This window comes from Citricoccus sp. GCM10030269, assembly GCF_042665635.1.
Taxonomy (GTDB): domain Bacteria; phylum Actinomycetota; class Actinomycetes; order Actinomycetales; family Micrococcaceae; genus Citricoccus.
The window spans coordinates 1,033,797-1,048,222 of sequence record NZ_JBHTCV010000005.1; the positions used below are offsets into that span (position 1 = coordinate 1,033,797).

At 68.6% G+C, this 14,426-nt stretch carries 8 protein-coding genes; 2 read left to right on the forward strand and 6 right to left on the reverse strand.

The genetic code is table 11. The features are described from left to right. Window positions 1-17 precede the first annotated feature (17 nt). Window positions 18-3,725 (reverse strand): transcription-repair coupling factor, encoded by a 3,708-nt coding sequence (gene mfd, locus ACFQQD_RS11885; protein WP_378089571.1) that lies wholly within the window; start codon window positions 3,723-3,725, stop codon window positions 18-20. Window positions 3,726-3,832: 107 nt separating this feature from the next. Here mfd and ACFQQD_RS11890 point away from each other — a divergent pair, with 107 nt between their 5' ends. Next, window positions 3,833-4,339, forward strand: a complete 507-nt coding sequence (locus ACFQQD_RS11890; RefSeq protein ID WP_378089573.1) for a DUF2505 domain-containing protein — start codon at window positions 3,833-3,835, stop codon at window positions 4,337-4,339. 36 nt (window positions 4,340-4,375) lie between these two features. Here ACFQQD_RS11890 and ACFQQD_RS11895 read toward each other — a convergent pair whose 3' ends face one another. Both ACFQQD_RS11895 and glmU read right to left on the reverse strand, forming a co-directional pair. After that, window positions 4,376-5,356, reverse strand: a complete 981-nt coding sequence (locus ACFQQD_RS11895) for a ribose-phosphate diphosphokinase (protein ID WP_378089575.1) — start codon at window positions 5,354-5,356, stop codon at window positions 4,376-4,378. Between the two features lie 83 nt (window positions 5,357-5,439). After that, window positions 5,440-6,921 (reverse strand): bifunctional UDP-N-acetylglucosamine diphosphorylase/glucosamine-1-phosphate N-acetyltransferase GlmU, encoded by a 1,482-nt coding sequence (glmU, locus tag ACFQQD_RS11900; RefSeq protein ID WP_378089577.1) that lies wholly within the window; start codon window positions 6,919-6,921, stop codon window positions 5,440-5,442. A 291-nt stretch (window positions 6,922-7,212) separates the two neighbouring features. Between glmU and ACFQQD_RS11905 the strand changes: the two genes are divergently transcribed. Next, window positions 7,213-11,307: a DUF4082 domain-containing protein gene (locus ACFQQD_RS11905; RefSeq protein ID WP_378089579.1), complete on the forward strand. Its 4,095-nt coding sequence runs from the start codon at window positions 7,213-7,215 to the stop codon at window positions 11,305-11,307. A gap of 5 nt (window positions 11,308-11,312) precedes the next feature. Here ACFQQD_RS11905 and ACFQQD_RS11910 read toward each other — a convergent pair whose 3' ends face one another. The 3 genes from ACFQQD_RS11910 to ACFQQD_RS11920 are packed head-to-tail and all read right to left on the reverse strand — an operon-like array spanning window position 11,313 to window position 14,399. After that, window positions 11,313-12,374 (reverse strand): hypothetical protein, encoded by a 1,062-nt coding sequence (locus ACFQQD_RS11910; protein WP_378089581.1) that lies wholly within the window; start codon window positions 12,372-12,374, stop codon window positions 11,313-11,315. Next, entirely contained in the window at window positions 12,353-13,615 is a 1,263-nt protein-coding gene (locus ACFQQD_RS11915) for an MFS transporter (protein ID WP_378089583.1), read from the reverse strand. The genes ACFQQD_RS11910 and ACFQQD_RS11915 overlap by 22 nt, the downstream gene beginning before the upstream one ends. A 22-nt stretch (window positions 13,616-13,637) precedes the next feature. Beyond that, window positions 13,638-14,399 (reverse strand): hypothetical protein, encoded by a 762-nt coding sequence (locus ACFQQD_RS11920; RefSeq protein WP_378089585.1) that lies wholly within the window; start codon window positions 14,397-14,399, stop codon window positions 13,638-13,640. Window positions 14,400-14,426: the final 27 nt, after the last annotated feature.

Sequence of the window (14,426 nt, forward strand, 5' to 3'; positions counted from 1 at the left end):
AGGGGGCAGGCTGAGCGTCAGGCCGGCTGGTCCGGGAGGAAGATGGCCTTCAGCACTTGGGCGGCCCAGTCCAGCAGGGGCAGATCCACGAGATCCTGGCCACCCACGGGGGCCGTCTTCGGCCGGGGAATCATCACCGCGTTCAGCGCCGGCTTGACCGAGGCGCCCTTGTACATCCGCTTCAACCGCATCTCGCGGGACTCCGGCAGGTCGGCCGGGGCGAACTTCACGTTCGGGCCCATGAGCATCACCTCAGTGACCCCGGCGGCGCGGGCCGCATTGCGGAACCGGGCCACGGCCACCAGGTTCTGGGCCGCGTCCGGCAGCTCGCCGTAGCGATCCTGCAGTTCCTCGACGACGGCGTCGACGGCCTCGTCGTCGTTCGCCTGGGCCAGATTGCGGTAGGCCTCGAGGCGCAACCGCTCCCCCGGCACATAGTCGTGCGGCAGGTGAGCGTTGATCGGCAGCTCGACCTTGACCTCGGCGGGGACCGTGTCCTCACCGCCCTTGAAGTCGGCCACCGCCTCGCCGACCATCCGCAGGTACAGGTCGAATCCGACGCCGGCGATGTGCCCGGACTGTTCGCCGCCGAGCAGATTGCCGGCGCCGCGGATCTCCAGGTCCTTCATCGCCAGCTGCATCCCGGAGCCCAGCTCGTTGTGGGCGGCAACGGCCTTGAGGCGTTCCAGGGCGGTCTCGTTGAGGGACTTCTCCGGGTCGTAGAGGAAGTAGGCATAAGCGCGATCCCGGCCACGGCCCACGCGGCCGCGCAACTGGTGCAGCTGGGACAGTCCGTAGGCGTCGGCGCGATCGATGATCAGCGTGTTCGCGTTCGCGATGTCCAGGCCGGTCTCGATGATCGTGGTGGAGACCAGCACATCGAACTTCCGCTCCCAGAAATCCACCATCACCTGTTCCAGACGGGCCTCGCCCATCTTGCCGTGGGCCACCACCACGCGGGCCTCGGGCACCAGCTCGCGGATCCGGCCGGCCACGGAGTCGATGGAGGAGACCCGGTTGTGCACGAAGAAGACCTGGCCCTCACGCATGAGTTCGCGGCGGATGGCGGCGGTGACCTGCTGATCCGTCTTCGGGCCCACGTAGGTCAGCACGGGATGGCGCTCTTCGGGGGCCGTGGCCAGGGTGGAGGTCTCGCGGATGCCGGTCAGGGACATCTCCAGGGTGCGCGGGATCGGGGTCGCGGACATGGACAGGACGTCCACGTTGGTGCGCATCGTCTTGAGCGCCTCCTTGTGCTCCACACCGAAGCGCTGCTCCTCGTCCACGATCACCAGACCGAGATCCTTGAACCGGATCTCCTTGGACAGCAGCCGGTGGGTGCCGATCACCACGTCCACGGTGCCGTCGGCCATGCCCTCGAGAGTCTCCTTCGACTCTCGCGCGTTCTGGAACCGGGACAGGGGCTTGACGGTCACGGGGAACCCGGCGAACCGCTCGGTGAAGGTCTCGTGGTGCTGGCGGGTGAGCAGCGTCGTCGGGACCAGCACCGCCACCTGCTTGCCGTCCTGGACGGCTTTGAACGCGGCCCGGACGGCGACCTCGGTCTTGCCGAAGCCGACGTCGCCGGAGACCAGCCGGTCCATGGGAACCTCGGCCTCCATGTCCTTCTTGACCTCGTTGATGGAGGTCAGCTGGTCGGGCGTCTCGATGAACGGGAACGACTCCTCCAGTTCCCGCTGCCACGGGGTGTCCGGAGCGTAGGCGTGCCCGCGCGAGGCCATCCGCGCCGAGTAGAGGCGGATCAGCTCGCCGGCGATCTCCTTGGTGGCCTTCTTGGCCTTGGACTTGGTGGATGCCCAGTCCGAGCCACCCATCTTGGACAGGCTCGGCGACTCCCCACCCACGTAGCGGGTGACCTGGTCCAACTGGTCCGTCGGCACGAACAACCGGTCCCCCGGCGCACCGCGCTTGGAGGGCGCGTACTCCAGGACCAGGTACTCGCGGTAGGAATCCGCACCAGAACCGCTGGCGACCTTGCGCCGCTGCAGTTCCACGAACCGGGCGATCCCATGCTGTTGGTGCACCACGTAGTCGCCCTCGGCGAGGGACAGCGGGTCGACGGCATTGCGTCGCTTGCGCGCCAGGGATTTGGTCGCGCCCCGCGCACTCGAGACGCGATTGCGGCCGAAGAGCTCCTGCTCGGTCAGCAGCGCGAGCTTGGCGCCCGGCAGCCAGAAGCCGGAGCCGGCGACGGCGGTGGTGATGGTGATCGAGCCCGGCTGCGGTTCTTCTGGCACGGCGTCCACCACGACGGCGGGAAGCTCGGCCTCACCGAACAGTTCCGCCAGGCGCCGGGCCGGGCCGGGACCGTCGGTGGCGATCACGACCTGCCAACCGTCGCGGCAGAGGCCGGCCACATGGTCCTTCATGGCCTCCACATCACCGGCGAACCCCTGAGGTTCGGCCAGCGTGGTCCGCAGCGCCGAGGCGTCCGGCAACAGCTCGACGTCGGCCCCCAGAGCGGTGAGCTGCCACCAGCCCTGGAATCGGCGCAACGCCGCCGTCCGGGTCTCGGCGAGCGTGGCGAACCCGCCGGCTCCGGCCTGGCCTGCGGAGTCACTGCCGCCGTTCTCGGCGGTATGCATCCCGAGGGCGGCGGTCACGGCATTGCTGAGGTCCACCGGCGCCGCACCGCCCTGGGACGCAGTAGCCCAGGCGGCACTGAGGAACTCCTCGTTGGTGCTGAGCAGATCATCGGCGCGGTGGCGGATCTTCTCCGGCTCCACCAGCACGGTCAGGGACCCCTCGGGCAGCAGATCGACCAGCGGCACCATGCCGTCCGCCAGGATCGGGGCCAGGGACTCCATGCCCTCGACGGCGATCCCCTGGGAGATCCGCTCGAGCATGTCCGTAGCGCCGGGCAGAGACGGCATCAGCTCGGAGGCGCGGCGCCTGACCGCCTCGGTGAGCAGCAGCTCGCGGCACGGCGGCGCGTACAGCGTGGTCGGATGAGCCGAGTCGTCACCGGAGGTGTCGGTGAGCGAACGCTGATCGGCCACCGAGAAGTACCGCATCTGTTCGACCTCGTCGCCGAAGAACTCGATGCGCAGCGGATGCGCCTCGGTCGGCGGGAAGATATCCAGCAGGCCACCGCGGACCGCGTACTCGCCGCGACGGGACACCATGTCCACGCGGGAGTAGGCCGCGTCGGACAGGGCCCGGACCACCTCGTCGAAATCGTGCTCCTCGCCGACGGAGAACCGGACGGGCGTGAGGTCGCCGAGGCCGGAGACCAGTGGCTGCAGGACCGAGCGGACCGGGGCGGTGACCACGGACAGCGGCGGTCTGCCGTCCTCTCCGGGGTGGGCGAGCCGACGCAGAACCGCCAATCGAGCGCCGACGGTGTCGGAGCGGGGCGAGAGCCGCTCATGCGGGAGGGTCTCCCACGAGGGGAAGTGCGCGACGGCGTCGGGATCCATCCACCCAGCCAAGTATGTGGCCAGGTCCTCGGACTCGCGTGAGGTCGCGGTGACCAGGAGCACGACGCCGGGCCGGGACAGTCCTGCCCTCTCTCCGGAACCCGCCTCGCCCGAACCGCCCTGCAGCACGGCCACGAGCGGTGCCCGGGCGCCGTCGGGAAGGCTGATCTCCAGGTCTTCAGTGCGGTCGGCACCGGTGCGGGCGGCTGACTGAGCGGCCGCCGCGACGGCCTGGTCCTGCAGCAGGGCGGGGAGCAGCCCTGCCAACGGATGGGGTGTCGTCATTCCTCCCAGCATACTGGCTCGATATAGGCTCGGGCGTGGTGTCCGCCCGCAGCGGAGGCCTCACCCTTCGAACTCACAGCACTCACAGCACTCACAGGAGGATCCCCATGGCGTTCAAGGAATCCACGACCATCGCTCATCCGCCGGCCGACGTGTTCTCCGCGTTGGTGGACGAAGACTTCAATCGCGCGGTGACCGAGAAACTGGGAGGCGCGCTCGTCGCCTTCGAGCGCCAGGGCGAGCTGTCCGGACCGGTGACCCTGACCATGGTGCGCTCCGTGCCCGTCAACAAGCTGCCCGACGCCGTGCAGAAGTTCGCCGGCCGCTTCCTGGGAGACAAGCTCAGCGTGGAACAGCACGAGACCTGGTCCGCTCCCGGCGCCGACGGTTCCCGAACAGGACAGTTGGTGGTCACGGCGTCCGCGGCCAAGGCGAGTGTCACGGCCGAACAACTGGTGCTGCCGGCCGAGTCCGGCACCGAAGTGCAGGTCACCGGCACCACGGAATGCAAGATCCCGCTCGTGGGCGGCAAGATCGCCCAGGCCGCCGAGCCGCGCGTGGGCAAGGTGCTCGCCCGTCAGGCCCGCGAGGTCACCGCCTGGTTGAACAAGTAGTTGACCAAGTAGTTGACCAAGTAGGCCTGCACCGGCTCAGGAGTTGCCGTCGAACAGGCTGGTCACGGAGCCGTCCTCGAAGATCTCGCGGATGGCCCGGGCCAGCAGCGGCGCGATGGACAGCACGGTCAGGGAGTCGAAGCGCTTCTCCTCCGGGATCGGCAGGGTGTTGGTCACCACGACCTCCCGGGCTCCACTCTCGGCCAGGCGCTGGGCGGCCGGCTCGGAGAAGACCGCGTGGGTCGCCGCGATGATGACGTCCTTGGCGCCGGCTTCCTCGAGCACCCGGACCGCGCCGGAGATCGTGCCGCCCGTGTCGACCATGTCGTCGATGAGCACGCAGGTGCGGCCCTCGACCTGACCGACGACCTGCTTGGACACGGCCTGGTTCGGGACGGTGAGGTCGCGGGACTTGTGCACGAAGGCCAAGGGGGCGCCGCCGAGGCGTTCGGCCCACTGTTCCGCCACTCGCACGCGGCCGGTGTCCGGGGAGACCACCGTGAGTTCGTCGCCCTCGGTCTTGTCGCGGATGTAGTCGCTCAACAGCGGCACCGCGAACAGGTGATCCACGGGGCCGTCGAAGAAGCCCTGGATCTGGGCGGTGTGCAGGTCCACGCTCATGATGCGGTCAGCGCCGGCGGTCTTGTACATATCCGCCACCAGTCGCGCGGAGATCGGCTCGCGGCCGCGGCCCTTCTTGTCCTGACGGGCATAGGGATAGAACGGCGAGACCACCGTGACCCGCTTGGCCGAGGCGCGCTTGAACGAGTCCAGCATCAGCAGCTGTTCCATGAGGTGGTTGTTCAAGGGAGCCGGGTGGGACTGGAGCACGAAGACGTCCTTGCCCCGCACGGATTCGCCCGAACGCACATAGATCTCTCCGTTGGCGAAGTCGTAGGCGCTCATCGGCAACAGTTCGGTGCCGAGTTCCTCGGCGACCTCCCCGGCCAGCACCGGGTGCGCACGCCCAGCAGCCAGGACCAGCTTCTTCTCGCCGTGCAGAGTGATCTCGTTCATAGGGGTGTACTTCCTGATTCGTCGATGGGGTGGCCGGCGTGAGGTGCGGGGATGGGGTGCGTGAGGTGAGTGTATCGGCCGGCTCAGGCGCCGGCGTCGGGCTTCTCGGAGCGGGCGCGGGCGGCCGCCTCAGCCGCCGGTGAGCCCGGACGGCGCTCCTCGGTCCAGCCCTCGGAGTTGCGCTGCGGCGCCACGGTGAGGGCCAGCGCGCCGGCGGGGACGTCCTTGCGGACCACCGCGCCGGCACCGGTGTAGGCGCCGTCGCCGATGGTCACCGGGGCGATGAAGACCGTGTTGGAACTGGTGCGGACGTGGTCGCCGATGACGGTCCGGTGCTTGTTGACGCCGTCGTAATTGGCGGTGATGTTCCCGCAGCCGATGTTGGTGTGCTCGCCGATCTCCGCATCCCCGGCATAGCCCAGGTGGGAGAGCTTGGAACCCCGACCGACGGTGACGTTCTTGGTCTCGTAGAAGGCGCCGATCTTGCCCTCCTCGCCCAGCACCGTCCCGGGACGGATGTAGGTGAAGGGCCCGACGGCGGCCCCGGCACCGATCACGGCACCGGCCGCCTGGGTGCGGGTCACCCTCGCACCGGTCCCCACCGTGGTGTCCACCAGCGTGGTGTCCGGACCGACGACGGCGTCCTCGGCGATGTGTGTGGCACCCTGCAGATGCGTGTTGGGCAGGATGGTGGTGTCCGGCTCCAGGGTCACGGTCGCGTCGATCCAGGTGGTGGCCGGATCCTGGACCGTGGTCCCGGCCCGCATGTGTGCGATGACGGTGCGGCGGTTCATCTCCGCGCCCAGGGCTGCGAGCTGCACCCGGTCGTTGGCGCCCTCGACCTGCCAGCGGTCCTGCGTGGCCACGGTCGCGACCCGGCCCCCAGCAGCTCGGGCGATGGAGAGGACGTCGGTCAAGTACATCTCGCCCTGGGCGTTGTCCGTGGTCACCTGGGCCAGGGCGCTGGTCAGGACGGCGCCGTCGAAGGCGTAAATCCCGGAGTTGACCTCGTTGATGAGCCTCTGCTCGTCGGTGGCGTCCTTGTGCTCCACGATGCCGGCCACCGAGCCGGCCTCGTCCCGCAGGATCCGTCCGTAGCCGGTGGGGTCGTCCAGCAGTGCGGTCAGCACCGTGACGGCGTTGCCTTCGGCTTCGTGACGGCCGACGAGCTCGCCGAGCAGCTCGGTGGTCAGCAGCGGGACATCGCCGTAGGTGACCACGACGGTGCCGGTGACATTCTGCGCTGTCGGCAGGGCCTCCAGTCCGCACTGCACCGCGCGGCCCGTCCCGGGGACCTCGTCCTGGTCCGCGATGGTCGGCGTGGTGCCCAGGGACTCGGACAGGGAGGTGATGTGCTCGGCCACCAGGTCCCGCTGATGGCGCACGACGGCGACCAGTTCCCGGGGGTTCAGCCCGGCGGCGGCGGCGAGCGCGTGACCGATCATCGAAGTGCCGCCGAGCGGGTGCAGGATCTTGGGGGTCTTGGACTTCATCCGGGTCCCTGCGCCTGCGGCCAGAACAATCACGGCTGCCGGCGGTGCGGGCGCCACGGTGGATTCGGTCAAGGATCTGCGCTCCTGCTTCGATCGTCCAGTGGTCGCCAGTGCTGGAGGACGGGTCTCCAGTGGCGAACGGCAGAGTGTCGAGAAATGGATGACTGCCGCGGGCCAGTCTAGACGCTCGGTCGCGACGGCTCCGAACCGGGTGACGAGTGGCACCGTGCGAGGAGGCTCAGCCGTACTCGTACTCGCCTCGTACCGACGGTGGCCGATCGAGCCGGGTGCTGGTACCCGTTCACCGCGTGTTCGGCCGCGTTCCTCTGTCGAGCCCCCGCAGCAGCTCTCTACGCTAAGGCCGTGAAACCCGCATTCCCCTCCCCTCGCGACCGTGTGCCGCTGATGCTCGTGAAGCCGCTGCAGCGACCGCATCGTCGTCACCGGCCGGGACCACGACGCTGGTGGCCCATCGTGACCATGGCGCTGTTCGCCGTCGTCGCCGTGGTGATCCCCTTCGGCTGGGCGCCCGTGGTGTCCGCCGCCGATCCGTGCGGGCCCGAGCAGAACGCCATCGTGTGTGAGAACTCGAAACCCGGCGCTCACTGGTCGGAGTGGGAGATCAACGGAGCCGGTGCTGCCTCGATTCAAGGTTTCGCCACCGACATCTCCGTGAACGCCGGGGAGACCATCGATTTCAAGATCGACACGGACGCTGCCGACTACGACGTCGACATCTACCGCACCGGTTGGTACCAAGGCCTGGGGGCGCGCAAGGTCGGTTCCACGGAGCCCAGCGCCTCCTTGCCCCAGGTACAGCCGGAATGTCTGACTGATGCCACCACCGAGCTCACGGACTGCGGCACCTGGGCGGTCTCCGCCTCGTGGTCCGTGCCCGCCGACGCCGTGTCCGGCGTCTATCTCGCCAAACTCACCCGCAAAGACACTGGTGGCGCCAGCCACATCACCTTTGTGGTGCGCAACGACGGTTCCACCTCCGAGGTGCTGTTCCAGACCTCGGACACCACGTGGCATGCCTACAACGCCTATGGCGGATCGGATTTCTACCAGGGTGCCGATCACGGCCGTGCCTACAAGATCAGTTACAACCGGCCCTTCGCCACGCGCGGCGGAATCGAGGCGCGCGACTTCTATTTCGGGAACGAGTACCCCTTGGTCCGCTTCATGGAGCGCAACGGCTATGACGTCACGTACTTCTCCGGGGTGGACACCGATCGCTTCGGTGACCAGCTGACCCATCACAAGGTGTTCCTCTCCGTGGGTCACGACGAGTACTGGTCCGGACAGCAACGCGAGAACGTCAAGGCAGCCCGAGATGCCGGTGTGCATCTGCAGTTCCTCTCCGGCAACGAGATGTACTGGCGCGTTCGCTACGAACCCTCGCCCACAGACCCCGCCGGAGACGACCACCGGACGCTGGTCAGTTACAAGGAGACCTGGTCCGATGACAAGATCGATCCCGCCGAGGAGTGGACGGGCACCTTCCGCGACCCCCGGTTCGCCTCCGTGGAGAACGGCGGCGGGGTCCCGGAGAACGCCTTGACCGGAACCGCGTACATGGTCAATTTCAGCGACCTTGCGGTGACGGTGGATGATCGCGAAGGTGGCCTGCGCTTGTGGCGCGATACCGGGCTCGACGCCCAGCCGGCCGGATCCAGCGAGGAACTGGCCCCTCACACGGTGGGCTACGAATCGAACGAGGACGTGCTCAACGGCTTCCGTCCACCGGGATTGATCCACTTGTCCACCACGACCGGTGACGTTCCCGAGTACCTGCAGGACTTCGGCAACACCGTCGCACCGGGCCAGACGAGTCACCATGTGACCCTCTATCAGGCCGATTCCGGTGCGCTGGTCTTCTCCGCCGGCAGCGTCCAGTGGACGTGGGGGCTGGACGAGTGGCACGACGGCGATGGCGCGGCCGCGGACCCCCGGATGCAGCAGGCCCAGGTCAATCTGTTCGCCGATATGGGTGTTCAACCCGCCACACTCATGGATGGGCTGCAGAGAGCGGAGGCGTCCTCCGACACCACGCCGCCCACCGTTCAGGTCACCGAGACCCCCACAGACACCGTGCGTCACGGTACAGAGGTCGCGCTCTCCGGGACGGCCACCGACGGTTCCGGCCCGGAGGCGGGCGAGGTGGCCGGTGTCGAGTTCTCCGTGGACGCCGGGGCCACGTGGACGCCGGCGGACGGCCGGGAGAACTGGTCTTTCAGCTACTTCCCCACCGGCCTCTCCCAGCACACGGTCCTCGTTCGGGCCATCGACGACAGCGGCAATTATCCGGACGACGGCACCCCGGTGACCACCACGGTCGCCGGCCCCTACAGCGCCCTGGGCGAACGGGAACCCGAGACTCCGGATACGGGCGATACGGCTAGCGTCGAGCTCGGCCTCCGGTTCAGCCCCACCGAGGACGGCGCCATCACGGGCGTGCGCTTCTACGGCAGCGCCGCCAACATCGGCCCCCATACCGGGACACTGTGGGATCTGGACGGCACGCGGTTGGCGACGGTCACCTTTGACGAGGCCGGTTCCCAGTCCGACCCCGAGGCCCCCGCTGACGGCTGGCGCACCGCCGAGTTCTCCGAGCCCGTGCCCGTCACCGCAGGTGCCGACTATGTGGTCTCCTACTCCGCTCCCGCCGGCCACTATGCCGCTGAGCCCCACGCGTTTGCCTACCGCGGCACGGACGGCCCTCCTCTCCGCGTGGCCGGAGGATTCGGTGTTCCGGATGCCGGCGTCTACGGCCGGCTGGGCGAGTATCCGACCAACTCCTTCCAGAATGCCAACTACTTCGTGGACGCTCTTTTCGTGCCCAGCGGCGAGATCCCCTTGAGTGCCGGAAACCCTCAACCGGCCGACACGGCGGTGAGCGTCCCGGTCACCACTCCCATCAGTGCGACGCTGTCGCGCGATGTAGCGGCCTCCAGTGTGGACATCACCGTCACCGTCGGCGAGGAGGGGCTGGGCGGCACGGGCGCCGACGTCGGGACCGAGATCGAGGGGACCACGTCCTATGATCCGGCGACGCGGACAGCGAGCTTCACCCCGGCGGAGCCCCTCTCGGAGAGCACGCGCTATTCCGTGACGATCGCCGCCGAAGACGCCGCAGGGCACTCCCTCGAGCACGGTGATCACTGGACCTTCCGCACGTGGAGGACCGCCACGGGCGATTGCCCGTGCGGCCTGATGGACGAGACCTTCCTGCCGGCCCTGTCGCTGATCGACGACGGTCAACCCGTCACCGTGGGCACCCGATTCACCACCACCGAGCCCGGAGTGGTGAACGGCATCGAGGTCTACCGAGCCGCCGGAACCACCGGGCAGCGTGATGGTGCTCTGTACACCGGCGACGGCACGCTGCTGTCCGAGGTCACGTTCGGTGCAGGATCCGTCTCGGGCTGGCAGTACGCCTCGCTGGCCGAACCGATCCGGCTGGAACCCGGCACGGAATACGTGGTGGCTGCCACGGCCGACCAGTATTCGGCGACACCGGGGTACTGGGCTGCCGCCACGTCTAGCGGCCCGCTGCGGGTGGACGAGCGTTCTGGACGATACAGCTACGGTGATCCGTTTCCGGATCACTCGGTCTCGACGAACTACCTCGTCGACGTCCGGTTCACGCCGGATGCGACCGCACCACAGATCGTCGACCGTTCACCGGCGGCGGGGTCCCTCGCCGTGGACGCCCACGACCCGGTCACCGTCACCTTCGATCAACCCATTCACGCCGACGCGCAGATGTCCCTGGCCACGGAAACGACTGCCATCCCGGGCGAGACGACGCAGACGGCCGACGGGAGGGGTCTGCTCTTCACTCCGGCCGCCGCTCTTCCGGCCGGAGAACTCATCACCGTCACGGTGACCGGCGTGTCGGCCGCCGGCACGGATGCCGGGGACGACGAGAGCGCACCACCGGAGAGGCGTTGGACGTTCCGCGTCGCGGACCCCGCTGCCGGCACCGTCCAGTCCTTCTTGGGCGCCAGCGAGCCGGCGGCGTTGACCTCCGGCGATTCCTCCGCCGTCGAGCTGGGGGTCCAGCTGACGACGGATCGGGACATCACCGTTCAGGCACTGCGCTACTACCGCGGCCGGGATGCGGGCGAGGCGGGCACCGGGACCCTCTGGGACGAGAACGGCACTCGGCTGGCCCAGGCACCCTTCGCGGACACGGCCGGCACCGGCTGGCAGATCGCGCTGCTGGACGCGCCGATATCGCTGCCCGCCGGGACGACCTTCACCGTCTCCCGCCATGCTCCACAGGGTGGTTATACCTATACCTCGGGCGGGTTCAGCACGCCGGTCACCAACGGGGCGCTGTCTCTGGCGGGTGAGAACGGCCGGTTCATCTACGGCCCCGGCGGGCTAGTTCCGGATCAGACCTGGGGCGCGACGAACTATTTCGTCGACCTGCTGTACACCGAGGACTGAGCCGGTCACCGCACGACCGACGGCGACCAGGCGTGCTCGATGAACAGTTCGGGCTGTGCTCCGGCCTCCGGCGCCAAGCGATAGACGTCGGCGTCCCAGCCGGCGTCCTCACGAGGCGCGCCGTAGAGCAGCGTGCCGTCGTCCAGCCACTCCAGTTGGTCGTCGATGCCCCGCTCCAGTTCGATGACGGTCCGCTCGCCGGTGGCCAGATCCAGCACAGCGGCGTCCCAGTGCACGCCGGTGGCCCCGACGATGTCCATGACCCCGCCTCCGCCGTCAGCTCCACGACGAACTTTTAAGGCCACCCGGGTGCCGTCCGGTGAAACGGAGGGGCACTCGGCATTGGTCGCCAGGGACGTCATGGTGCGCTCGTCGAGATCTCCCTCCACCAGCCAGGAGGTCCCTCCGGCGGACACGGTCGCATAGAAGCGGTGCTCCCCGGAGAAGGTCACGCCCCAGACGTTCCTGTCGATGGCCGTCAACGGCCGTCCGTCCACGGTGATGACGAAATCCTGCAGATTCCCGTAGTCCCGGCCGTCGGGAGCCTTGACGGTGGTCTCGGTCGAGAACGAGTCGGCGGCATACGAGTGACCCGTGACAAAGGCCGTCGTCGCGATCAGACCGTCCTCAGACACCCGGGTCCTGCTGGGAATACCGGCGAGGGGCCACGTGGTGACAGGACCGCCACCGGTCTCGTACACCTGCGTTTCGAAGGTGGTGGGGATCCCGCGCACGGTCCGTAGACACGAGAGGTAGTCACCGGCCACGTCCACTCGGTCACACGGTTGACTCGTCACGTCGCGCGCCCCGTCCGGGTCGGACAACGCCACCGAGGCCACCATCCCGTAGCCCTCGCCGGCGGCGGTGTTCCGAAAGGTGATGTGCGGACCTGTTGGCAGGCTCGCCGAGACCCTGGCAGTCGAGGCGCCCGTGGTGCGTTGCTGGTGCTCGTGCGCGGCGTGGACGCCGTAGAGTCCGGCGCCGCCCACGGACACGGTCGCGATGGCGCCGAGGACCAACCACCGACCGCGCCCCGAGAGCACCGTCACGGTCGGGTCACCAGCCACCACGCCACCGGCAGAACCAGCAGAAGGACGACGGCGGCCCCCACCATGGTGGGCACCGGACCGAACAGGACCCACAGGACGCCGAAACCGGTTGACGCCAGCAGCCGGGTGACCGCGACGACCGTCTGGGCCGCCCCGATGCCGGTGGCGGTCCGCCCCGGAGCCGAGAACTGGCCCGCGAGCGCCGCCAGGACACCGTCGGTGGCGGCGTAGAAGCCGCCCAGCATCACCAGGCTCAGGACCACAGCGATCCAGGTGGAGCCCATGGCCGCGGCCAGATAGGCCGCGGCGAGGAACACGTGGCCGATCACCAGGACCGCGCCCCGCGAGGTCCGGTCGGCGATCCGGCCCACCGGAACGGCCAGCAGCAGAAAGACGGCGTTCGTGCCGACGAACAACAGGGGGAACCACAACGGGGCGAGGTTCCCGTGAGACATCAGCGCCAGATAGATGAAACCGTCCCCGACGGTGAGCAGGCCGAGTGCGCCCGCGGCCAGCAACAGTCTCTTCAGCGGTCTGCTCCAGGTCGCGAGGCCGGCGGAAACCGGCACCTCCGACGTCGTGCGCGGCGCTCTCCCGATGCGCACCGCCGGAACGAACAGTGCCAGCACGGCCACGCCGATCAGCGCGGAGGCCAGAGACAAGGCGAACACCACCCGGTATCCCTCCGGCACGATCAGCAGCACCACGAAGGCGAGCAGCGGACCGATGGTGGCGCCGATCGTGTCCAGCATGCGGTGCACGCCGAAGGAACGGGCTAAGTGCTCCGGCTGGGAGACCTGCTGAATCATGGCGTCGCGAGGAGCCGTTCGAATTCCCTTCCCGAGCCGGTCGATTCCCACGAGGACAGCTATCCCGGCGAAGCCCTGGACCAGGAGCAGGCCGCAGCGCGTCAGCATGGACAGTCCATAGCCGGCCATCGCGAGCGCCTTCGGACGGTCGGAACGGTCTGCCGCGTAGCCGGCGGCGATCCGCACCACGGCGCTCGTCCCCTGGTGCAGTCCCTCCAGAAAGCCGTACGCCACCATGGACAGCCCCAGGGTTCCCGTGACGTACAACGGCAGCACCGCGGCGACAGCCTCCGAGGAGACGTCGGTCAGCAGACTGACCATGCCCAGCGCCACGACGGTGGGCGCCACCCGGAAGGCCACGACTCGGCCCCGGACTGCACCGGTGCTAGTGGAGGCCTGTGTCTCGGTTCCGGCGTCAGGACCGCGGAATCCGGCCAGGGAAATATACATTCGGTCCTCTTGTGGTCGGCGACTAGTGGTCGGCTGTGGCGGAAATTCCAGTGTCGAACGCGCCCATGAGGGTGACGTCCACCCTCCCCGTCGGTAGCGGCATCGCCGTCACGGTCAATGAGTCCGTCCCGATCCCGCAGTGCAGTCTCGACGCGGCTGGGCTGGTCGGGGCGGTCGTCGGGGTGTCAATGACAGGCCAGCCACGGTCTCCGCAGTGCTGGGTGTAGAAGCGGACAACGGATCGCACGTCGTCACCGGTCACGGCGCGAACGCCGACCAGAACCCGCTGGCCCTGTGGCGACACGGAGGAGGACCGAATCTCGGCACCGGGGGTCACCGGCATCAAGTCCTCGGGAAATCCCTCGGCCAGCTTCCCCTCTGCGTCCGCTGCCACCAAGGCCTCCGTGAGGACCGGTGGCCGATCCGCGGGGTGAGGAAGCCGGTACGGGCTCGCACCGAGACCGAGGGGGACCTTGGGTTGCACGTCGGCACCCTCCGGGGCTTGAGCGGCCGGGTCCCAGGTCGGTCGATTCCTCCCCTCGGCATCCTGTGATTCGCCGGGGCTCTCCGGCAGCGCGGCGGCGGACGGCGCAGGGATTGGTGCCTGGCTCAACCCGGACGACGGAGACGGAGACGGCGAGGGTGTCGGCGACGCCGGATGTCCCGAATAGTCGTCCATCACCCTCGTCGGTGAGGGGCGGGAAAGTGTCAGCACGAGAATGCCCACGACGGCGGCCACGATCACCATGACGGCGATACCTCTGGCCCAGCGACGGACAGTCATGCAAGCTCCCGAAGGCAGACGTGGCGA

Coding starts and splice junctions, on each gene's coding strand:
- ACFQQD_RS11895 (WP_378089575.1), bottom strand. CDS start 5,356: ATGAACGAGATCACTCTGCACGGCGAGAAGAAGCTGGTCCTGGCTGCT.
- ACFQQD_RS11890 (WP_378089573.1), top strand. CDS start 3,833: ATGGCGTTCAAGGAATCCACGACCATCGCTCATCCGCCGGCCGACGTG.
- ACFQQD_RS11915 (WP_378089583.1), bottom strand. CDS start 13,615: ATGTATATTTCCCTGGCCGGATTCCGCGGTCCTGACGCCGGAACCGAG.
- mfd (WP_378089571.1), bottom strand. CDS start 3,725: ATGACGACACCCCATCCGTTGGCAGGGCTGCTCCCCGCCCTGCTGCAG.
- ACFQQD_RS11920 (WP_378089585.1), bottom strand. CDS start 14,399: ATGACTGTCCGTCGCTGGGCCAGAGGTATCGCCGTCATGGTGATCGTG.